Below are 20,649 nucleotides of genomic sequence, written 5' to 3' on the forward strand. Positions count from 1 at the left end.
CCGCCGCACCGGCGTGTCGGCGCAATTCCTTGACCCGCCCTACGGTTTACTCCGGCCCGTACAGCCGCTCGTAGGCCGGCCACTCGAGCGGGTGGAGCATCGCCTTCTTCAGGCCGCGGTCGCGGGCGGATTCGAGCCAGTTCCGCTTCTGCTCGCCGTCGTCCAGCTTCTCGGCCGCGAGCGCCGCGTGGAAGTCGTACACCGGCTTCGGATCGACGAACCGCGCGGCCGTCAGGTCGGCGAGCGCCTCCCGCGGCTTGCCGGACGCGGTCGCGGCCATCGCCCGCGTGTCGAGCAGCGTGCTCTGCGGCCCGGCGAGCGCGACGGCCTTGTTCATCAGTTCGAGCGCCCGCGCCCCGTCCTTGTTGTGCAGTACCAACAACGACGCGAGGTTGTTCATTGCGAGGACCTGCTTCCCGTCGAGGGCCAGCAGCCGCTCGTAGGCCCGGATCGCGTCGTCGTACTTCCCCTGGGCGTCGAGGATCGCGGCCTCCGCGGCCGCCACAACCGCGTCTTTCGGGTTGGTCTTCGCGCGGCCCACGATCCACGCGGCGGCCTCGCCGACGGCGCGGTCCCAGGCCGCCAACTCTGCGGCGGGGACGGCGGCGCGGTGCCGCGTCGCGACGGCTACCTTCAACAGCTGAATCTTCTGAGGGGCGGCCTTCTCGTCGAGCTTCCACGCCGTTTCGATTGCTTTCAACTGCTGGCGGCTCTCGACGAGGAACAGCACGAGGGGCGTGAATCGAAGGGGCGACCGCGACGTTTCGACGGCGTTGCGGAACACCGCCTCCGCCTCCGTGAGGCAGCCGATCTCGGTCAGCAGCGGGCCGACGACTTGCAGCCGGAAGCCATCGTCGGCGGTCTTCGCGAACGCATCGACGAGGGCCGCGGCCCGCGGCTTGTCCCCCTGCTTGGCGACGAGCCGCGCCTCCTCCGCCGTCGCGTCCCAACTCTTCGGCAGCACCGCCTTAATGCGCTCCAGCGTCGTCCGGGCCGCGTCGAGGCGGCCGAGCTTCACCTGCACCTGGTGCAAGAGAATCAGGTGTGCCGGGCGTGCCGTCGGCGACTTCGTAGCTTCTTTCAGGTCGGTCTCGGCCGCCTGGTTGCGGCCTTCCTGCACGAACAGGAGCGCCCGCTGGACTGCCTCCTCCGGCGTCAGCGGGTCGCGGGCGGCGGACTTCTCCAGCAGAAGGTGTGCCTCGACCCGGCGGAACGGGTCGCGGGCCAGGACGAACGCCTTCGCCCGCACGTCCGCCGGATGCTCGCCAGCCTTCAGGTTCTCGTCGAGCAGCGCGAGGGCCGATTCGATCTGGGCGTGCCCGTTCGGGCCGACGACCTTGCCGGCCGCGAGGTTCCGCCGGGCCGTTCGCTTGAGGTCGTCGGAAGCGTTGGACGCGAGGACGGCCTCGCACTTCGCGTCGGCGTCCGGGTGGCGGCCGACCTTGCGGTAGAGTTCGGCCAGCGCGATCAGTAGTAGGCCGTCGTTCGGGTGTGACCGGAGGCCGGTGAGGTACGCCTTCTCCGCGCCGGCGATGTCGCCGACGAGTTCGTGGCAGAACCCGACGGCCTGCGGGACGGCGGCCTTGTTCGGCAGCTTATCCCCCGCGGCGGCGAGGGCAGGGCCGACCTTTTCGAGCGTCTGCCGCGCGGCGGCGAGGTCGCCGGCCAGCACCTGGGCCTGCACGAGCGCGACCCACGCTTCCGGCAGGTACGGGCCGTGCTGCGTCGCCTTCGCGAAGGCCGTCACCGCGTCGGCCTTGTTCCCGTTGAGAAGGAACCAGTTGCCGCGGAAGAGTTGCTCCTTCGGGTCGGTCGAATCTTCCGTCCGCCGGACGATGTCGCGGCTGCGGTCGCCGCCCAGCCCGGCCGACGCTTCGAGCAGCGAGAGCGTTTGCCGCAGGTCCGTCGGTAGGCCGACGACCCGCTCGCGGTCGTCGAGCAGCTTCCGCGCCTCGTCCCGCCGCGAGCGGGAGAGCAGCACTTCGACCAACTTGCGGACCAACGTTTCGTCGCGGTCGCCGAGTTCGTAGGCCCGGCGGTAGTTGAGGATGGCCCCGTCCGTGTCGTTCGTGAAGTGCGCCAGGTCGCCGAGCAGGGCGTGGGGCCGCGACCAGCTTTCTCGCTTCTTGACGATGTCCTGAAGTTGAGCGCGAAGCCGTACCGCCTGGGCCGGCGTCGGCTTGTCCGTCTTCGCGAGTTCGCTCATGACCTGGGCGAAGAGGAAGATCGGCCCGCCGTCGCCGTCGAGCTTCTTCAGTCCCGCGATCACACCGTCGGCTTCCGCGAGCCGCTTCGTTTGAAGGTAAATCTGCGTCAGCGTCGTTCGCGAAGTCAGGTCGAACGGCCGGGCCGTCGCGACCCGCTTCGCGAGATCGACCGCCTCGGCCGGCTGGCCGAGTTGAATCAGGAGGTTGGCGACGCCGAGCGCCAACTCGTGCCGGTCCGCGGGCGAGAACTTCTCGTCGCCGTCGGCGAGGCCGCGGACCGCCTTCGCGTCCCGGCTCGTGCGGGCCAGCAGGTTCGCCCGCGCGAGGCGGAACGACACGGCGTCCCCGACCTCCTTCTCGGCCGCGGCGAGTACGTCGAGCGCTTCTTTGGGGTCGCGGCGGGCGACCAACTCCGCGAGCGCGACGCGGACGGTCGGCGCGTCGGCGGCGCGGCCGGCGAGGTCGCGGAGCATCTTCTCGGCGTCGGCCGGCTGCCCCTTCGCGGCGACGGCCTGGGCGCGGAGCATCTCGACGCCGACGGGGTACGGCGGCTTGCCGAGGCTCGCCTCGAACTCGGCCCACCGCCGCGTGTCCGCCGGCTTGTTGGCCTGCTCCAGGAACTTCGCGTTCACCAGAGCTAGCCGCGCGGCCGGGATCGCGTCGGCGTGTTCCCGCAAGATCGGCTCGGCGTCGGACAGGCGGTTCAACCGCAAGAGCGTGTCCGCCTTACCGAGCTGTGCCGGCACGAGCCGCGGGTTAGCGACTGCGGCCTTCGCGTAGGCTTCGAGCGTCCGCTCCGGGTTGTTCGCGAGCATCTGACATTGGGCGACGTAGAACTGTGCCTTCGCGTAGTGGGCCGGGAACCGCTCGAAGAACTCCAGGCACGCCGTCAGCGCGGTTAGCGCGGCCGGCCAGTTCCCTTCGGCCAAGAACAGCCGGCCGGTCAGGTAGTCGTAGACGGGGCGGAACGGCTCCTTCCCCTTGTAGCGCTTCTCGACCTCGCGGCGGGCCAGGTCGAGTTCGCCGTTGTCGATGATCGCGTCGAGCAACTCGATCGTGTGCGGGTCGTTGTTGTTCGCCACCTCGATCGCCTTCTTCAGTTCCTCCTGCGCCTTCGCCGCGTCCTTCAACCGGTCGAGCGTCTTGTAGTACGCGGTCCGCAGCCGGGCGTCGTCCGGGTTCGCGCCGATGGCCCGCGACAACACCTCGCGGGCGGACGCGTGCTGCTTCTCTTGCGTGAAGTGTTCCGCCAGCAGCAGGCTGAACTCGACGTGTTGGTGCGGGTCGCTCGCCTCCCGCGACGCGGCGAGCAGTTCCTTCCGCGCGGCCTCGGCTTCGCCCTTGTCGAACAGGTGGCGGACGCGGATGACGCGGGCCGTGATGTCGTTCGGCAGGTCTTTCGCCATCTGGTCGAGGATGCGGTCGGCTTCTTCGGCCGCGTTCTGCTCGTTCTCCTTCCGGATCACGTCCGCGAGGCGGCGGTACACGTCCGGCGACGCCTTCTTCGCGGTGATGAGCCGCTTCAAGATCGCGCTGCCGTCGGCGGTCCTGCCGAGGCGGAACTCGCACGCGGCGAGTTGTTCGAGCAGGCCCGAGTCGTCCGGCGTGCCGGTCGTCGGGTCGAGGAGTTGTTCGAGGTGGTGCTTCGCGCTGCTGTAGACCTGGTAGTTCATGTAAAGTTTGACGAGCTTCTTCCGCTCCTCGGCCCGGTTCGGGGCGGTCAGCATCATCCGCTCGTAGCAGTCGATGAGCGCCCTCTTCGCCTTCGGATTCTGGTCCCCCTCCAGCACGCCGGCGTATTCGGCGAGGGCGTCTACGTCTCTGGGCTGAAAATTGAGGTATGTTTCGTAAAGTAGGAGGGCGTCGCCGCGGTTCTGATCTTGGCGCGCCTCCCGCGCTTGGGCGAGCATCTGAGCCGCGTTCCGACGGACTTGATACTTGTTCGCCCCGTAGGCGAGGCCGCCGAACAGGGCGAGGGCCGCCACGAGGACGATGGTGCGTTTCGTGTTGATTTGCCGGGGCGTGTGCCGCATCTTCACGAATCGTCTCCGCCGGTGCGAGTTTAAGAACAACGGTCGGGACGATTTTAGCAGATAATCCGCCGCGAAAAGTTGGGTCAGTCAAATGGAAATCATGACCTATCCTGGCACAGTACCGTCAGCGAGGTTTCCGGTGGACGAACCCGCGCCCGCGTCCTTCATCCTGAGCTTCGATGTTGAGGAGCACCACCGCATCGAGGCGGCGGTCGGGCTGAACTGTTCCCCGGCACTGAAGGCGACCTACGCCGGGCGGATGGAGGAAACGACGCGGAAACTGCTCGACCTGCTCGGGGCGACGGGGACGCGGGCGACGTTCTACATCGTCGGGCAGATCGCGGAGACGCACCCGCAACTGGTGCGGGCCGTGGCCGACGCCGGGCACGAGGTCGGCACGCACAGCTACGACCACCAGCGGGTCCACCGGTTCACGCCGGACACGTTCGCCGAAGACCTCCGGGTCAGCAAGGACAAGCTCGAACAGGCGACCGGGCAGCCGGTCCACGGCTACCGCGCCCCGACGTTCAGCGTCGTGCGGAAGACGGCGTGGGCGGTGGACGTGCTGGCGAAGGTCGGGCTGAAGTACGACTCGTCGATCTTCCCGGTGCGGCACGACCGGTACGGCATCCCGACCGCCCCGCGGACGCCGTTCATCGCCGTCGGCAAGGAGCGGGAAATCCTCGAACTTCCGCCGGCCACGTACCGGGTGTTCGGGCAGAACCTGCCGGTCGCGGGGGGCGGGTACTTTCGGCTGTTCCCGCTGAAGGTGATGAAGGCGGGGTTGTCGCAGTTGGAGCGAACGACCTCGCCGGCCGTCGGGATGCTCTACTTCCACCCGTGGGAGTTCGACGACGGGCAGCCGAAGCTGCCGCTCGGTAAGGTGTCGAAGTGGCGAACCTACGTCGGGATTGGAAAGAGCTTCGCCCGGCTCGACCAGCTCCTACGGGAGTACCGGTTCCGCCGGGCGATTGATGTCGTCAACGACCTGAACGCGATTCGCGAAACGCTTCCGCGGTTCCACGTCAACGAGTAATTACTCGCCCTTCGCTTCATCCTTCTTCCGACGGCGGGCCACCCCGGCGACCACGGCGAGGCCAATCGCGGCGGTCACGAGCGTGGCCGGTTCCGGCACGACGGCCGGCTTGTTCACGACCGGCGGCACGGGCGGGACCGGGGGCACGGGCGGGACCGGCGGCGGGACGAACGGCGGCGGCGGTACCGGCGGGACGACCGGCGGCACGATCACCGGCGGCGGCGACACCGGCGGGACCGTCACCACGACCTTGTCCTTGCCGTTCGGGACCGGCGGGAAGAACCCGTCGGCCGGCTGCGAGCAAATCGTGAACGCGGCCGCCCCGAAGACCCCGGCCGGGACGATCGACCGGACCAACGTGTTCCATTGCACGACCATGGCTAGGCCCCCGATACGAAAGCAGGTCCGCGTGTTGCGGAATGTATCGGCGGTGTCAGGGTAGGCACTTTAGCAGTCTCTCCAGGTTACGGGCACTCTCCGGGTTCTTCCGACCCGCCGGGCTTTGCGGGTCCCGCCGGTTGCCGAGCTAACGCACGTCGTTCCCGGCCGTCGGACGCTCGGGGGAAACAAGATCGACTGTGGCCCCGCGGGAAAACAGTCGAACGAGTTAAATGACGCGATCCGCCAGGGACTCGGCGGAACGGCACGGGGCGGGGCTATAGACGGCCCGGTTTCGACCGTCAAGATGGGTTGCGGCCGTCCCCCTCGGTCCGCGCCGTCGTGTCAGGAGGACCATCACCATGCGCCGCCTGCTGGCCGCGGGGCTCGGATTCACCGCCTTTCACGCCACCGTGTACGCCCAACCCCCTGGGTCGGCCGCGCCCCGGTCCCCGGTCCGCATTTCCGCCGCCCGCGCGGCCGACGAGCCGTCGGTCATCGTCCGGGCGCAGGCGGGCGGGAACCTGCCGCTGCCGCCGATGGGCAGCCCGATGCCGATGCCCATGCCGGGCGGCCAGCCGCCGATGCCCATGCCGATGGGGGCCGCGCCGATGCAGCTCGGGATGCCGAGGCCGCTCGGCCAGGGGCCGTCCATCCGCGAGGTGAACCCGCAACCGGGCGCGACGCTCGGCCCGGCCGTCGGGATGCCGGCGGAAATGCCGCACCCGACATACGTGCCGTCGCCGTACAGCATGGTCCCCGCCCCGGACCTGGACGCGCCGCTGTTCGGCGGCTCCAACTCGCCGCGGTGCGGCCCCGGCGGCTGCGCCCCCGGCGTGCCCACCTTCGGCCGCCTCCTCGCGCCGTACGACGGCGACCCGCACCGGTGGTGGCTGTCCGCCGAGTACCTCGCGTGGTTCACGAAGAGCGCCGACTTCCCGGCCCTCGTCACGACCAGCTCGCCCGCGTCGGCCGGGATTCTCGGCAACGCGGACACCCGCGTGCTGCTCGGCAACGGCACGTTCGGCGACACGTTCCACAGCGGCGCGCGGTTCGCCGTCGGCCGCTACTTCGGGTGCGACCAGCGGTGGGCCATCGACGGCAGCGTCTTCTTCCTCGACGAGAGCAGCACCACGTTCCGGGCGAACAGCACCGAGTTCCCGGTCCTCGCCCGGCCGTTCACGAACCTGAACCAGAACATCCCGTTCTCGGAACTCATCACGTCCCCCGGCCTGTCTACCGGGTCGGCGACGGTGACCTTTAACACGGAACTGTGGGGCGCGGACTTGAATATCCGTCGCCGACTGGCCGGGAACGCATGCTCGCGGCTGGACCTGATCGGCGGGTTCAAGTACGTGAGCCTGTCGGAAGACCTGCGAATCGTCGAGTCGTTCACCCGCACGGCCGACTCGGACATGACGATCGGCGTGCCGGAGGCCGTGTCCGGGACGGTGTTCGACAGCTTCCGGACGGAAAACCACTTCTACGGCGGCACGGTCGGGCTGTCCGGCGAGCGCCGCCGCGGCCGGTGGTTCACGAACCTGACCGGCAAGGTGTCGATGGGCACGATGGAGCAGCAAGTCATCATCGACGGCGGGCAGACGATCGCGCTGAGCAACGGGACGACGGCCACGGCCGTCGGCGGGCTGCTCGCCGTGCCCGGCGGGAACATCGGGTCGTTCAGCCGCAGCCGGTTCGCGGTCGTGCCGGAGGTCGGGTTCAACATCGGGTACCAGATCACGCCGCACTGCCGGTTCTTCGTCGGGTACAACTTCCTGTACCTGAGCAACGTGCTGCGGCCGGGCGACCAGATCGACACGGACATCGACATCACCCGCATCCCGAACTTCCCGGTGGAAGGCGTGACGCGGCTGCCGATCGCGAAGCCGACGGTCCCGTTCCGGGACCGTGACTTCTTCGCCCAGGGGGTGAACGTCGGTTTGCAGTGGCGGTGGTGATTCGACAAATATCTGCGAGCCGAGCGGCGTAAGCCGCCGGGTGAGTGTCCGCGAGACTCACCCGGCGGCTTACGCCGCTCGGCTCGCCATCGATCTTAGCCGAACAGCCTCACGAAGTGCCGCACGAACACGATCCCGCCGACGGTCGCGGCCGTCAGGCTCGCCATCAGCACGGCCCCGGCCGCGATGTCCAGACATCCCTGAATCCGCTGCTTCGATTCCGCGTCGAGGCCGTGGAACAGCGTCTCGATGGCGCTGTTGAACAGCTCCGCCGTGAACACGAACCCGATGCAGCCGAGCAGAAGGCACCACTCTAGCCAGTCGCACTGGAGCGCCCCGGCCACGGCGACGACCAGGGCCGCGAAGAAGAAGTGAACGTAGAAGCTGGAGTGCCCGCGGACGCCGAGCTTCATGCCGCGGAACGCTTCCTGGAACTTCACCCGCCACGGCCGCGGCTTCTTCACCCGCGGGTGGGTGGCGGAGTCGTCGCCCGCGAACGGGTTCGGGGTCATGCCCCACCTCGGCTTCGGATCGAGTTGGCCCATCGGTTAACGTATCCGAAACCGGAAGAATGTTACTGCCCGCCGAACTGCGGCGACCCGAACCGCCGCAGCCCGGCGGCGGCCGCGATGTTCGGGATGACGGTGAACGACACCCCGGTGTTGCTCGTCAGCTGGTTGTACGTCAGCCCGACGGTGAACGTCAGGTCCGTCCCCGTCCGGCTGACGAGGAACGTGTTCGTCTGCGCCCGCTGCGTCCCGAAGTCGTAGTTCGACTGGATCGCGACGGCGTACTTCCGGGTGAGCTGGTAGCCGATGTTCAGCGTGACCGCCTTGCTGTTCACCGGGTCCGTCTCGCGGTAGCCGAGGTAGAAGCTCGTCCCGTCCGGCCGGCTGAGGTACGCCCCCACGTTCCAGTACCGCGCCCCGGACGTGAACGGGTCGAACCACCCGTTCGCGACGAGGGCCGTCTGGTCGCCGACGTTCCAGATCGTGCTGTACTCGAGGAACGCGGCCGACTTCCCGAAGTTGTCCTTGTCCGGCTGCGGGAACAGTGACGCGGACAGGTCGAGCGTCAGCCAGTCGATCGTGTGCTCGCGGCCGGGGAACCCCCGCTTCGTCTGGAGCCGCTGGTCGAGGCCGACCTGCACGACCTGGATGTCGTCGCGGGTGTCGATCCGGTTCTCGACGAGCCGGCGGATGGCGTACCGCTGCGGGTCGTAGAACCCGGCGTTCATCAGCGCGTCGCCGCTCCGCCCGCCGACGAGCGTGCCCTGCAGCGGCGTCGTCGTCCGGCGGCTGAAGTCGATCGTGTCGTCGTCCAGCCGGTCGAGCTGCGGGAACTCCGTGTACCCGACGCTGCTGCGGGCGTAGTAGTAGTTCCCGTGCCACGTCGCCTTGTGGTTCAGCCCCTTCACGTTGAACAGCTCGCTGCTCGCGTTCGGGTAGAGGCGGGAGAACGAGACCGCCGCCCGCGCCCCGCCGCCGCCGTACACCCGGCCGCGGCTGTCGCCGTTCAGGTCGTTCGTGTACCCGGTCAGGTCCAGAATGCCGTAGGGCACGACCCGCACCGGCCCGGCGTTCACCGGCAGGCTGACTTCTTGCCACCAGTCGATGCGGCCCGTCTCGATCCGCTGCTGCTCCGTGTCGAGCACCGGCGGCGGGTAGACTTGGCTCGGCCGCAGTTCCGCGTACCCCACGTCCGCCCGCGTGTGGTATGTGAACAGGTCGAAGAACGACTGGCCCAAAAGTGCCCCGGACGCCTTCGGCAGCCACCGCGTCTCGGTCATCCAGTTCCGGTCCTGTCCGCCCTGCACGAGCAGCGACCCGGACAGCCGCCCGGTGCTGCCGGACAGGTAGCCGAACGTCTCCTGGTTCGGCCCGTTGTCGAACTCCTGCTTGAAGTACTGCTCGAGGAAGTTCTTGTCGCTCTGGTGGGCGAACTGGTTCTGGAGCGTCAGGAACGGCCCGGCCGTGAGCAGCCCGTCCCGGTCGCGGTCGGCGAAGAGCTCCTGCTGGTTCCGCCAGTTCGCCCGGCCGCGGAAGATCCGCTCGCCGTCGCGGAACAGCGACTGCCGGGGTTCCGGCCCCCGCGGCTCGCCGAGGTTGTCCACGCCGCCGTCGTTGATCCCGTACAGGCTGACGGCCCCGCGGTTCGGCCCGCCGAACCCGAAGAAGTTCGGGTTCGAGTAGTTGTAGTCCGTGCCGTACCCCGGCCCGCGGTCGCCGAGGTAGTCGAGGTTCAGCTTCCAACTGTGCCCCGGCGGCGCGCGGAGGGCGAGCAGTTTGAACAGGTCCCACGTCGTGTACACCTGCACGCCGAACACGGCGTCGCTGCCGAACGCGATCCCCTGGAGCGGGCCGAGCGGCTCGGACGGGTCGGTCCGCAGGTACGGCGTGTAGAACGTCGGGACGCCGAGTAGCTCGATCCGCGCGTTCCGGCCGGTCAGGACCCGCTCGTACCCGTACTCGACCTCGCCGGTCGGCAGCTTCCGGTACGGGAGGCCGAAGATGTTCCGCAGGACCGTCTCCCGCTCGGTGAACGTCGCCTCGCTCGACAGGAACTCGAGCGCCGGGTCGGACGGCAGCTTGCTGGAGAACGCCCGGCCCCGCTTCGCCCGCCACTCGGACCGGCCGAGCCGGTCCATCCGGTCGGCGGTCAGGTGGATCGTCTCCTTCACGTTGTCGTAGGCCAACTCGAGGTCCGCCTGGAGCGCGACCGCGCGGTTGCGGTTCACGTCGTAGTAAATCTGCTCGGCCCGCAGCGTCCGCGTCACGACCGTCTTCCGCCCGCCGAGGCCGCTCGCCTGCTCGTCCTTGCTCCGGATGACGACGTTCCCGGTCATGTAGATTTCGACTTCGAGCTTGCTCCCCTCGCCGGGGTTGATCGGGAACTCGCCGCCGATTTCCTCGTCCTTGAGGTTCTTCAACCAGATGACCATGTTGTCCGCGGCGAACTCGTACTCCTGCTGCGCGAGGCCGGTCCGCGTCTCGATGTCGTAGACGACGTTCACGATCAGCCCGGCCGTGTACACGACCCGCTGCGTGCCGTCCGGCAGCTTCTCGAAGTCGAACTTGTTCCGCACGCCGTACCGCGGGCTGAACCGGATGAGTTGTTTCTTCGCGTTGGCCGGCAGGTTGATCCGCGACCCGTCCGGGAGGAACGTCTCCTCGTTCGCCGGCGGCGGCGGGGCCGGGGCGGGCGTCGGCGGTAGCGTGTTGTCGAACAGGTTCGACACCGGCGGCAGCGACGGCGGCGGGAGCGGCAACTGGAAGGCGGTGACCGGCGGCGACGGCCGGCGGGTGTCGAGCGGCAGCGTCGGGAACCGGGGCACGTCCTGGGCCGCCCCGTCCGGCGCGACGCCGAGGGTAGCCGCCAACATCAGGAGGATGAACGCCGCTCGGCAGGCCACGGCCGCTCCGGAGGCTAGATCACGGTAGGGAGGTCAGGGCGGGGACTATAACCGGGCCGCAAGGTGCGTCAAGCCAAGCCCGCGGAACCTGACTTCCGAAGTCCGGCTTCGACTTCGTAAGTCGAGGGGGAAAGGGTGCGTACTCCGATCTCGCAGACGCCGCCGCACCGGTTCGACTTCCGAAGTCGAAGCCGGACTTCGGAAGTCAGTCTCCTTCCTTGACCCCTCCCGTTTCGCTGCTACGATCCGAACATTGCTCCCACCCCGACCCCGGACTCCCGCGATGCTTCGCAAACTCCTCGCTTGCCTGATCTGCGCGGCCTTCGCCGCCCCCGCGTCCGCCGCAGTCGTCGTGATCGGGAACAACTCGAACGACGCTATCAGTTTCGAGTTGAAGCCGGACAGCGGCGAGAAGCAATCGGAGAAACTCGCCCCCGGCGAGGCCCGCGCGTTCGCCTGCGACAAGACGGCCGTGGCGACGTTCACTTCAACGGACAAGCAGAACGTCCTCGAACTGGACGCCTACAGCGTTTACGTCTTCACGAGCCGCAACAACACGACCGAGCTTCACGGCGTCAAACTCGAAGGCAACGCCCCGCCAGTCGGCAATCCGACGCCGGCGACGGCGTCCGCGGCGACGCACAAGGTCGCCGTGAAGCTGCTCGTCGATGACTCCGAGCGGCGGACGAAGGCGGTCTGGGAGCCGGCGCTGAAGAAGCGGTTCGCCCAAGCCGCGGAGATTCTGAAGGCGGCCGCGAACGTCAGCTTCGAGGTCACGGAGGTGGGAACCTGGGACGCCGACCCGAACGCGGCCGACCTGTTCGCACTCCAGGAGGACTTCAAGAAGGTCGTCCCGACCGAGCCGATGACGCTGGCGATCGGCTACACCAGCCGGCGGCTCCAGCCGCTGCCGAACGAGAAGGCCGTGCCGTTCGCCGCGCCGGTCGTGGCGTTGCAATCGCACCTTCTCATCCGCGAGGGCGACCCGCGGTCCGAGTCGGAGCGGGTCGAAGTCCTGGTCCAACAACTCGGCCGCTACCTCGGCGCGGTGACGTGCCCGGACCGGTCGTCGGCGATGCGGCCGCGGCTCGGCGACGGACAGGCGGTCCAGGCGAAGTTCCGCATCGGGTTCGACCCGCTCAACGTCCTCGCGATGAACCTCACCGCGGACGACCTCCGCACCGGCAAGGTGAAGCGGCTGTCCGACCTCTCGCCTACTACGCAGATTCGCCTCGGCCGCATCTACGGCACGTTCCTGACCGCCGTACCGGACGAGCGGCTGCCGGACAACTACCTCGGGATGCTCGACCGCGCGGGAATCGTGCCCGGCGGCGTGGTCCCGGCCGGCGGCGTGCCGGTCGCCCCGAAGCCGGCGTCGCCGGTGGAGCGGAGCGCGAAGGAAGAGGCCGTGCGGATCGTCGTGAAGGCCGTCGCGGCGAAGGCCGAGGCCAACGCAAAACTTCCGGCCACGGGGCAGCCGGCCCGGCTGAAGGGCGACGCGCTGACGGCGGCTTACGTTCAGGAGGCGGCGCTGACCGCGGCGTCGCTCGACAAGGAGTACCGCCAGGCCGCGTTCCTCCTCGGCATCGGGCTGGCCCTCGACGACTCGACGGTGTTGCGCGACAACCCGATCACCGGCGCGTTCTGCAAGGCCGTCGAAACCGACGACGAGCGCCGCCAGCGGCTCGTTGTGCTGAGTATTCCCACGATCCGCGGCCGGCGGGACCTGTGCCAGCACTTCGTGATTTCCGCCGCGCTGACGGAGATGGCCGGACCGGAACTGGCGGAGACGGCCGGGCTGATGAAGGAGCAGAGCGACATGACGAAGGCGAGCGGGTTCAGCTTCGCCGACCTGTGCGCCGACTTCAGCGGCATCGAGTTCGCCAAGCGGCTGAAGCGCGACCCGGCGCGGGAGTTGGCCGCGGTCGGCAAGAAATTTGCCGTGGACGACTACGTGGCGAAGATCGACGGGTTCCGCGACGGCATCTCGGCCGAGCGGTTCAAGGCGGACTTCGTCTCGACGACGAACGTGAAGTTCAAGGACGCGTACAACGCCGTCTGGAAGCGGGTCCGCGAGCTGCCAATGTACCGGATCGAGAAGAAGACCATCGACCGCGTGCAGTGAGGTCAGTCGGCGGGCCGCTCATACACCGGCCCCGCGCCGAACGCGAAGTCGCGGTACTCCCACAGCTTGCACGGCAGGCTGCCGTTGAAGAAGTGCGTGCTGCGGACGACCTTCAGCGGGACCTGCTTCGCCAGCCAGTCGTTGCCGGTGAAGACGAGCAGCCGCCACCCCTTCCAGTGGGCCGCGAAGCTCTCGCCCATCAGCCGGTAGAGGCCGACCAGCTCCCGCTCCTCGCCGAGCCGTTCGCCGTAGGGCGGGTTGCAGATCAGCACGCCCGGCGGGCCGGCCGGCGGGCGGGCGTCCTTCAAGTCCTGCATCGTCAACTTGATCGCGGTCGATAGCCCCGCCGCCTTCGCGTTCGTCTTCGCGAACTCGTAGGCGTCCCGCCGGATGTCGCTGCCCTCGATTGCCACCGTCAGCGGTTTCGCACCCGTCCGAGCCTCGTCGCGGATCGCGGACCAGAGTGCCCGGTCGAACGTCGGCCAGCCCATGAACCCGAACCACTTCCGCATCAGGCCGGGGGCCTTGTTCGTCGCCAGCCACGCCCCCTCGATGCAGAACGTGCCGGACCCGCACATCCAGTCCACGAGCGGGGCCGTGCCGTCCCACCCGGCGGCGTGAAGTAGGCCGACGGCCAGCGCCTCGTTCAGCGGGGCGCGGGTCTGGATCGGCCGGTACCCCCGCTTGTGCAGCGAGTGCCAGGACGAGTCCAAACTCAGAACCATGTGGTCGCGGAAGACGTGGAGGTTGAGGCCGACCATCGGCGTGTCCGTGTCCACGCTCGGCCGGCGGCCGGCCCGCTCGCGGAACTGGTCGCAGATCGCGTCCTTCACCCGCCGGGCCGCGTACTGGCTGTGCGTGATGCCGGAATCCCGGACGTTGCAATCGACCGCCAACGTGTGGTCCGGCGTCATGTACTCCGACCAGTTGACGCGGCGGCAGGCGTCGTACAACTCGTCCGGCGTCCGCACGTCGGCCTCGTGGACCGGCTGCAAAACGCGCACGGCCGTCCGCAGCCAAAGGTTCGCCCGGTAGAGCAAGGCGGGGCCGCCCGCGAACGACACACCGCCGCGGCCCGGATCGACGTGCTCGGCGTCGAGGCGGGTCAGTTCCCCGGCCAGGGTCTTTTCCAGGCCGCGGGCACACGTTGCGAAATAGCGGGGCACGTCAACCCCTCGCGGCCAGCACCGCAACGACGACCACGCCGGTGATGCTCAGGATGATGGAAAAGAGGATGAGCTGTTGGATGAACCAGACCTCGATCGCCTTGCCGAGCTTCACCCGCATGAGCGCCATGTGCAGGACGGTCGTGACGACGAGGTGAGACGGCAGGCCGACGAAGAACCCGACGATCCGCGCCTCCCACGGCGGGTAGCCGGCGGCCTGGTAGACCTCCTGCAGGACGGCGATCATCACCGCCTCGACGATGGCCCAGACGATCCACGACACGACGACGATGCCGGCGGCGGCGAAGAACGTCGGCCGCTCCAGCCGGCACCAGTGGCAGGCGAGCCGGAAGACGAACACGGCGAACGACAGGATGCCGAGCAGCAGCCCGCCGAAGCACACCAACGCGCCGAACACCTGTCCCACGGTCACTCCGCTTCCGACGGGACGGGGAACTCTTCGCACAGCTCCCGGACGCTGCCGCGGACGCGGGACAGTAGGTCGTCGTCGTTCGGCTTCGCGAGCACGTCCGTGATCCACCGGGCGATCTGCCGCATCTCCGGTTCCTTCATCCCGCGGGTCGTCAGCGCCGGCGTGCCGATCCGGATGCCGCTCGGGTCCATCGGCTTCCGCGGGTCGAACGGGATCATGTTCTTGTTCACCGTGATCCCGGCCGTGTCGAGCGCCGTCTCCGCCTGCTTGCCGCCGACGCCGAACCGGGCGAACACGTCGATCATCATCAGGTGGTTGTCCGTCCCGCCGGACACGAGCTTGAAGTCGTGCCGCATCAGCTCCTCGGCCAGACACCGGGCGTTGTCGATGACTTGCTGCGAGTACTCGCGGAACGCCGGCCGGAGGGCCTCGCCGAACGCGACGGCCTTCGCCGCGATGACGTGCATGAGCGGCCCGCCCTGCACGCCGGGGAACACGGCCGAGTCGATCTTCGGCTGCCACGCCGCCTTGCACATCGTCATCCCGCCGCGCGGGCCGCGGAGCGTCTTGTGCGTCGTCGTCGTCACGAAGTCGGCGTGCGGCACCGGGTCCGGGTGCAGCTTCGCCGCCACCAGCCCGGCTATGTGCGCCATGTCCACGAACAACAGCGTCCCGACCTCCTTGCAAATCTCCGCGAACTTGGCGAAGTCGATGACCCGGCTGTACGCGCTCGCCCCGGCGATGACGAGCTTCGGCTTGTGCTCGCGGGCCTGCTTCGCGAGGTGGTCGAAGTCGATCCGGTGCGTCTCTTTCGTAACACCGTAGCTGACGACGTTGAAATACTTCCCGGAGAAGTTCAGCTTCATCCCGTGCGTCAGGTGGCCGCCGTGCGCGAGGTCGAGGCCGAGGATCGTGTCGCCGGGGCTGAGGGCCGCGAGGAACACGGCCATGTTCGCCTGCGCCCCGCTGTGCGGCTGGACGTTGACGTGGTCGGCGTGGAACAGTTTCTTCGCCCGGTCGATGGCCAGCTTCTCGGCCTCGTCCACGAACTCACACCCGCCGTAGTACCGCTTGCCGGGGTAGCCTTCGGCGTACTTGTTCGTCAGCACCGTGCCCTGGGCCGCGAGGACGGCCGGGCTGGCGTAGTTCTCGCTGGCGATCATCTCCAGGCCGAACTTCTGGCGGTTCCGCTCCCCGCGGATGGCGTGGAAGACCTCCGGGTCGGCGTACTGCAGCGGATTCATCGCGAACTCTCGGGAATTGTGGCGATACCTCTTTTGTAGCGAATCGCTCAATCGAACGAAACCCCCGCCGCGAGAAGCCGGTCCGCCAACCGGTCGCCCGACCGGTATAGTACGCCCTTCCACCCGTGCAACTCCGCCCCGGCGATGTTCTTCGGCAGGTCGTCCACCAGCACGCACTCGTGCGGGTCGGCGTTCGCGAACGCCTGCGCCCGCTCGTAGAACTCCGGCCGCGGCTTCTTCGCCCCGACGAGGTGCGACGCGACCCGGTGATCGAGGTGGCCCAGCACGTCCGCGAACATCGTCGTCAGCCGCGAGTAGTGTGCGTCGTTCGTGTTGCTCGCCAGTACCAGCCGGTACTTCTTCGCCAACCGCGGGACCAGTTCGCACACGTCCGGGTTCGGCCAGAAGATGTCCGTGTACATCGCCACGAACTCGTCCGGCGAGCAGGACAGGTTCGCGAGTGCAATCGCGCGGTCGAGGTACTCGGTCGTACTGATCCGGCCGGAGTCGTAGTCCTCCGCGAGCGGCCCGGAGTAGAGCTTGCTCTCGAGTTCGACGGCGGGCATGTCGGTGTGCGCGACGAGCTGCCGGACGGCCCGGTCGTGGTCGAAGAACCCGATGACGTTGCCGAAGTCGAGGAAGATGGTTTTCATGTCGGGGATTTTACGGTCCCCAGCGTGCCGTATTTGCAACACGTCCCCGCGGACGTTCGTCCGCGGGCTTTCGCCCTGCATTTTTGTGATTGGGCGAAGCCCACGGATGAACATCCGTGGGGAGAGCAAACGGGACAAAGACGACATCACTTCGCCGGCTTCGTCGCCTTCATCTCCTCGTCCATCTGGTCCTCGAACGCCCGCTTCTTCGCCGCCACCCAGCGGCGGTACTCCTCCGCGTTCCGCCACGCCGCCACGCCCTCGGCCTTCGCGAGTTTCCGTTTCTCCGCGAAGTCGAATGCCTCCGTGTGCGCCTGGAGGAACACGTCCGGCTTGAGCATCTCCCAGAAGTGGTGCGTGCGGCGGTAGTCGTCCGCGATGCCGGGGTAGGACGGGTCGTTCGCCAGCCGGTAGCCGGGGTTGATGCCGCCGCCGTCCGGCCACGCCACGACGAGCGGCTTGCCGTCCGCGACGACGCTCGCCACCCACGTCGTCGCCCCGCGGGTGTGGCCCGGCGTGTGGTGGGCCGTCAGCGTCACGTCGCCCAGCTTGATCGTGTCCTTGTCCCGCAGCACGCGGTCCACCTTGCACGGCGGGAACCCCATGACCTTCCAGTCCCGGCCGTAGTGGAAATCGTCCTTCCCGCCGTCCTCGACGGCCTTCACGTCCTCGCGCATGACCGCGACCGCCGCCCCGGTTTGTTCCTTCACGTAGGCCAGCGCCCCGACGTGATCGACGTGGGCGTGGCCGGTGATGATGACCTTCACGTCCTTGACCTTGAACCCGAGCTTCGCGATCGACTCGACGATCATCGGCCCGGACGACGGCATCCCGGTGTTGAGCAGGACGTGCCCGTCGGCGGTGGCGAGGAGGTACGCCCCCAGCCCCGTCGTGCCGACGAAGTGGACCGGCCCGGCGATCCGCACCGGCTCGGTCGGCTCCTCCCACTTCATGAGCTTCCCGGCGAGCGTGAGGAACAGTTTGCTGTCCCTCGCCAGTTCGTCCCGCGTCGGCCGCGGCGGGTCCTGGGCGGTCGCCGGACCGAGGGCGAAGGCCAGCGCGACGGCGGCAAGGGCGGTTCGCGGCTGGGTCGATTTCATACAATTCGGGGGCAAAAGAACGCCTTACCCACCTGTCGGCACGGTGAGCTTGAACCTGGAAACGCCTATCGGTCCGATGTCCGCGCCCGGCCCGACCACGAAGCGATGGACCGCACCGACCGCCATCCCTGTGCTATCCGCGGCCGAACGACCCACCTCACCGGCCCGGTGGTGCGGGGAGCTGTGAATCTCGAAAACCCTACATGCCCGCCGGGTCAGGTGCAGCGCCTGGTTCGGCGTTTGCGCTGACTCACGGCTCGACCGCCTGTCCGGCCCGCAAGACCTCGGCCGCCAATTCCGCGGCTCGCTCCAAGCTGTCGGTGTACGAGCAGATGCCGGGGATGGCGGACCAGAACTCGCCCCGCCACTCGCCACCGGCGTCGTAGGCTTGGATCAGCCGCTCCACCTCAACCCGATACGCCCCACCGGACGTGCGGGACACCCGCGCCCGATGCCGCCCGGTGTCCGCATCGAGCGTGAGGACCACCTCGCCCATCGCTCCGCCCTTCCGCCGCCGAACGCCCCAGCTCAGCAGCGGCGGGGGCCGAGTGAGCTATGAACCCCAGAAAGCCTACCTGCCCCCGCCGTCAGGTGCAGCACCTGGTTCGGCGTGCCTTTGCTCCCAGCCAGTGCCGTACCCACGGCCGTTGCAGTGGACCCGTGATAGCACGACCGGCAGGTTGCGGCTGGCCAGGACGATCTCCTGCAAGACCAGCAGCACGTTGGAGTCCTCGCAGCCGCTGACCGAAAGCACGGACCAACCGCCGGACATGCGGTCGGACGAGTCGGGGGTGTCCGACGCCAGCCGCAGCGTCCGGGCTGGCTCGTCGTATTCCCAGCGGCCGACATCCCGCCGCTCGTAGTCCGGCTCCATGCGAACGGTTCGCTCGTAACGTCCGTCGTGATCGAGGAACAAGAACAAGTCCCAACGGCGACCGCCGGTGCTGTACAGACTGCCCATCCAGTCGCCTACCACCACCGGAAGCCCTCCGCCGCCGAACGACTCCGCTCAGCAGCGGCGGCCCGCTTTGGGGCCTCCGTCTGCTGCAGCGCCTGGTTCGGCGTGCCTTCGGGGCATCCACCCCGGCCACTTGAACGTCTCGTCCGGCGGCTCGGTCGGTAGCGGGTAGCCCGCCGCCGCCATGTGCCCGACCAGCTCCGCCACCCGGCCCTCGTCGCCGCACTCGACGTGGATCACGTCGTGGTGGTCGGTCTGCACCACCTGCCGCCCGTGGTCGGGGACGAAGTACAGGTCGTCGCCCGAGCACCACCCGAACGCCAGGTACGCGAACACCGCGGCGAGCACCGCCGGCCGCTCGCTGCGGCCGAAGCGGACGGCCCCGGCCCACCCGTCGGGGACACCGGCCCCCCGCAGGACCACATCCCGAACACGCTCGCTGGCCGACTGCGAGTCCGCGGCGGCGGGCCACCGGCCGGGTCGGGGCCACAGGTAGCCGGCCTCCCACCGGTCCAGTCCCCCGAGGACCGACGCGGCGAAGTGGGGCCATGTCCCGGGGTCACCGGGCAGCGCCCAGAACCGGGCCGAGTCGCGGGGCGGGAGCAGGCCGAGGCAGCGGGCGTCGGGGTAGCGGGGGTCGAACCCGACGCCGACGCCGGCCGCCCACGCCAGGAACGCATCACTGGCTGCCGCTTCCGCCACCCGCAGGCCCTCCGCCGCCGAACAGGTGTTTATCTCAATCCACGGATCACATAAATCCGGGTCTTGTTCGCCCCGCTTCGGCTGAGTGCCGGCCCTCAGCCTAGCAACCGGCCGTGGCCCGGTCAAAACCTATCCCGCCCGCCACCGGAATTCTGTCGCAACGATGATTGACATTTGTTCAGATGCTTCCCTACGATGGCACATCTTCACTCTCGGGGTTTCCGCCATGACCGCGACCGCACCGCCGCCCGTCGCCAACCGCATCGCCTCACAATTCGCCCCGCCGCTGCCACGGACGCCGCAGGGGCGCGAAGCCGCCTGGGCCGACGCCCTCGTCGCCGCGATGCTCTTCTACCAGCGGCAGCTCGCCAGCCCGGTCGAGGCCGTGGCGGAACGCGCCGCCCGTGCCATCTTCGACCTGGAAAAGACCCGGCTGCGGCACGGCCGCGACCTCGCCGGGGCCAAGCCACCCCCGCGGCAGCCGTTGCTCGCGCCGCTGGACCCTCCGGTCGAGAACGTGGCTGCGGTCGAACCGCCGACGAAGGCCGCGGACCTAGTAGAGGACGCGGACGACGGCGAGCCGCTTCCGGCGAAGACGGACGAGGAACTGGTGGACGAGTACGAGCGGACGCAGCCGGAGAAGTTCGGGATGATTGTGAACGCGGTCCGGAAGCGCGGCGCGGCCCTCGGCAAGCCGTGCGACCCGGACCGGGTGCGGGCCATCGCCCGGCGACACCTGGTGCGAGAACTCGCGCGGGCGCGGGCACGCCACGACCGGCGGCGGGGCGGAAAAGAAGTTCGACAAACCGAAAGTTTCCGTGTCCAATCGCCGTCGCCCCCTTCGTCGGGTGGGTGACCCGCGGGACAATCCGCCCCGCGGTCGTAACGAGGACACCGATCATGCCGAAGTTCCTGTTCGTCTACCGCGACTCCGCCGTCCGGCCGCAGCCGTCGCCGGAGGAGATTCAAGCCTCCCTCGGCGCGTGGGGGGAGTGGATCGGCAAGTTCATGCAGACCGGCAACATCCTGGACGCCGGGGACGGGCTGAAGCCGACCGGCAAGGTCGTCCAGAAGTCCGGCGTCGTCACCGACGGGCCGTTCGTCGAGGCGAAGGAGATGCTCGGCGGGTACTCCGTCGTCCAGGCCGACAGCTACGACAAGGCGGCGGCCATCGCGAAAGAGTGCCCGGCCGTGCTGCACGGCGGGTCGGTTGAGATTCGCGAGATGGCCGGGTACGTGTAAGA

17 protein-coding genes are annotated in these 20,649 nt (G+C 68.7%); 5 read left to right on the plus strand and 12 right to left on the minus strand.

Annotation, left to right across the window (positions count from 1 at the left end; all coding sequences use genetic code 11):
- Positions 1–46: 46 nt before the first annotated feature.
- Positions 47–4,240, minus strand: a complete 4,194-nt coding sequence (locus AC5JJ2_RS24500; RefSeq protein ID WP_495860674.1) for a tetratricopeptide repeat protein — start codon at positions 4,238–4,240, stop codon at positions 47–49.
- Between the two features lie 139 nt (positions 4,241–4,379).
- On the opposite strand from AC5JJ2_RS24500, the gene AC5JJ2_RS24505 reads away from it, so the two are divergent.
- Positions 4,380–5,276, plus strand: coding sequence for an XrtA system polysaccharide deacetylase (locus tag AC5JJ2_RS24505; RefSeq protein ID WP_495860675.1), 897 nt, complete (start codon positions 4,380–4,382; stop codon positions 5,274–5,276).
- Here AC5JJ2_RS24505 and AC5JJ2_RS24510 read toward each other — a convergent pair whose 3' ends face one another.
- The gene (locus AC5JJ2_RS24510) at positions 5,277–5,654 is read right to left on the minus strand and encodes a PEP-CTERM sorting domain-containing protein (RefSeq protein WP_495860676.1); all 378 of its coding nucleotides are present in this window, start codon (positions 5,652–5,654) and stop codon (positions 5,277–5,279) included.
- 362 nt (positions 5,655–6,016) lie between these two features.
- Here AC5JJ2_RS24510 and AC5JJ2_RS24515 point away from each other — a divergent pair, with 362 nt between their 5' ends.
- Positions 6,017–7,612 (plus strand): BBP7 family outer membrane beta-barrel protein, encoded by a 1,596-nt coding sequence (locus AC5JJ2_RS24515; protein WP_495860677.1) that lies wholly within the window; start codon positions 6,017–6,019, stop codon positions 7,610–7,612.
- 95 nt (positions 7,613–7,707) lie between these two features.
- Here the strand turns inward: AC5JJ2_RS24515 and AC5JJ2_RS24520 are convergent, their stop codons facing one another.
- A complete protein-coding gene (locus AC5JJ2_RS24520; protein WP_495860678.1) occupies positions 7,708–8,124 on the minus strand; it encodes a diacylglycerol kinase in 417 nt (138 codons plus the stop codon).
- Positions 8,125–8,186: 62 nt separating this feature from the next.
- Complete coding sequence (locus AC5JJ2_RS24525) at positions 8,187–11,024, minus strand: LPS-assembly protein LptD (protein WP_495860679.1); 2,838 nt, start codon at positions 11,022–11,024, stop codon at positions 8,187–8,189.
- A 283-nt stretch (positions 11,025–11,307) separates the two neighbouring features.
- Here AC5JJ2_RS24525 and AC5JJ2_RS24530 point away from each other — a divergent pair, with 283 nt between their 5' ends.
- Complete coding sequence (locus AC5JJ2_RS24530) at positions 11,308–13,149, plus strand: hypothetical protein (protein WP_495860680.1); 1,842 nt, start codon at positions 11,308–11,310, stop codon at positions 13,147–13,149.
- 2 nt (positions 13,150–13,151) lie between these two features.
- Here the strand turns inward: AC5JJ2_RS24530 and AC5JJ2_RS24535 are convergent, their stop codons facing one another.
- The 8 genes from AC5JJ2_RS24535 to AC5JJ2_RS24570 all read right to left on the minus strand — a co-directional run bounded on the left by AC5JJ2_RS24535 (position 13,152) and on the right by AC5JJ2_RS24570 (position 19,405).
- The gene (locus AC5JJ2_RS24535; protein ID WP_495860681.1) at positions 13,152–14,315 is read right to left on the minus strand and encodes a THUMP domain-containing class I SAM-dependent RNA methyltransferase; all 1,164 of its coding nucleotides are present in this window, start codon (positions 14,313–14,315) and stop codon (positions 13,152–13,154) included.
- Position 14,316: 1 nt separating this feature from the next.
- Positions 14,317–14,748: a hypothetical protein gene (locus AC5JJ2_RS24540; RefSeq protein WP_495860682.1), complete on the minus strand. Its 432-nt coding sequence runs from the start codon at positions 14,746–14,748 to the stop codon at positions 14,317–14,319.
- On the minus strand, positions 14,745–15,992 hold the full coding sequence (gene glyA, locus AC5JJ2_RS24545) for a serine hydroxymethyltransferase (RefSeq protein WP_495860683.1): 1,248 nt from the start codon (positions 15,990–15,992) through the stop codon (positions 14,745–14,747). The genes AC5JJ2_RS24540 and glyA overlap by 4 nt, the downstream gene beginning before the upstream one ends.
- Positions 15,993–16,039: 47 nt before the next feature.
- Positions 16,040–16,645, minus strand: coding sequence for an HAD family hydrolase (locus tag AC5JJ2_RS24550; RefSeq protein ID WP_495860684.1), 606 nt, complete (start codon positions 16,643–16,645; stop codon positions 16,040–16,042).
- 146 nt (positions 16,646–16,791) lie between these two features.
- Complete coding sequence (gene bla, locus AC5JJ2_RS24555; protein WP_495860685.1) at positions 16,792–17,745, minus strand: subclass B3 metallo-beta-lactamase; 954 nt, start codon at positions 17,743–17,745, stop codon at positions 16,792–16,794.
- A gap of 250 nt (positions 17,746–17,995) precedes the next feature.
- Positions 17,996–18,241, minus strand: coding sequence for a hypothetical protein (locus tag AC5JJ2_RS24560; RefSeq protein ID WP_495860686.1), 246 nt, complete (start codon positions 18,239–18,241; stop codon positions 17,996–17,998).
- Positions 18,242–18,316: 75 nt separating this feature from the next.
- Positions 18,317–18,706, minus strand: a complete 390-nt coding sequence (locus tag AC5JJ2_RS24565; RefSeq protein WP_495860687.1) for a hypothetical protein — start codon at positions 18,704–18,706, stop codon at positions 18,317–18,319.
- Between the two features lie 48 nt (positions 18,707–18,754).
- Positions 18,755–19,405: a hypothetical protein gene (locus AC5JJ2_RS24570; RefSeq protein ID WP_495860688.1), complete on the minus strand. Its 651-nt coding sequence runs from the start codon at positions 19,403–19,405 to the stop codon at positions 18,755–18,757.
- A gap of 226 nt (positions 19,406–19,631) precedes the next feature.
- On the opposite strand from AC5JJ2_RS24570, the gene AC5JJ2_RS24575 reads away from it, so the two are divergent.
- Together AC5JJ2_RS24575 and AC5JJ2_RS24580 are read left to right on the plus strand one after the other, a co-directional pair.
- Positions 19,632–20,261: a hypothetical protein gene (locus AC5JJ2_RS24575; protein WP_495860689.1), complete on the plus strand. Its 630-nt coding sequence runs from the start codon at positions 19,632–19,634 to the stop codon at positions 20,259–20,261.
- Positions 20,262–20,305: 44 nt separating this feature from the next.
- Positions 20,306–20,647 carry a YciI family protein gene (locus tag AC5JJ2_RS24580; protein WP_495860690.1) on the plus strand — a complete coding sequence of 114 codons (342 nt, stop codon included), beginning with the start codon at positions 20,306–20,308 and terminating at the stop codon, positions 20,645–20,647.
- The last annotated feature ends 2 nt before the right edge of the window (positions 20,648–20,649 follow it).

This window comes from Limnoglobus sp. (assembly GCF_059499385.1).

What these genes read in the sequence shown, in the direction of transcription:
- AC5JJ2_RS24580 (WP_495860690.1), top strand. Translation starts at nt 20,306, where the DNA reads ATGCCGAAGTTCCTGTTCGTCTACCGCGACTCCGCCGTCCGGCCGCAG.
- AC5JJ2_RS24560 (WP_495860686.1), bottom strand. Translation starts at nt 18,241, where the DNA reads ATGGGCGAGGTGGTCCTCACGCTCGATGCGGACACCGGGCGGCATCGG.
- AC5JJ2_RS24510 (WP_495860676.1), bottom strand. Translation starts at nt 5,654, where the DNA reads ATGGTCGTGCAATGGAACACGTTGGTCCGGTCGATCGTCCCGGCCGGG.
- AC5JJ2_RS24550 (WP_495860684.1), bottom strand. Translation starts at nt 16,645, where the DNA reads ATGAAAACCATCTTCCTCGACTTCGGCAACGTCATCGGGTTCTTCGAC.
- AC5JJ2_RS24500 (WP_495860674.1), bottom strand. Translation starts at nt 4,240, where the DNA reads ATGCGGCACACGCCCCGGCAAATCAACACGAAACGCACCATCGTCCTC.
- bla (WP_495860685.1), bottom strand. Translation starts at nt 17,745, where the DNA reads ATGAAATCGACCCAGCCGCGAACCGCCCTTGCCGCCGTCGCGCTGGCC.
- glyA (WP_495860683.1), bottom strand. Translation starts at nt 15,992, where the DNA reads ATGAATCCGCTGCAGTACGCCGACCCGGAGGTCTTCCACGCCATCCGC.
- AC5JJ2_RS24530 (WP_495860680.1), top strand. Translation starts at nt 11,308, where the DNA reads ATGCTTCGCAAACTCCTCGCTTGCCTGATCTGCGCGGCCTTCGCCGCC.
- AC5JJ2_RS24515 (WP_495860677.1), top strand. Translation starts at nt 6,017, where the DNA reads ATGCGCCGCCTGCTGGCCGCGGGGCTCGGATTCACCGCCTTTCACGCC.
- AC5JJ2_RS24565 (WP_495860687.1), bottom strand. Translation starts at nt 18,706, where the DNA reads ATGGGCAGTCTGTACAGCACCGGCGGTCGCCGTTGGGACTTGTTCTTG.
- AC5JJ2_RS24575 (WP_495860689.1), top strand. Translation starts at nt 19,632, where the DNA reads ATGACCGCGACCGCACCGCCGCCCGTCGCCAACCGCATCGCCTCACAA.
- AC5JJ2_RS24520 (WP_495860678.1), bottom strand. Translation starts at nt 8,124, where the DNA reads ATGACCCCGAACCCGTTCGCGGGCGACGACTCCGCCACCCACCCGCGG.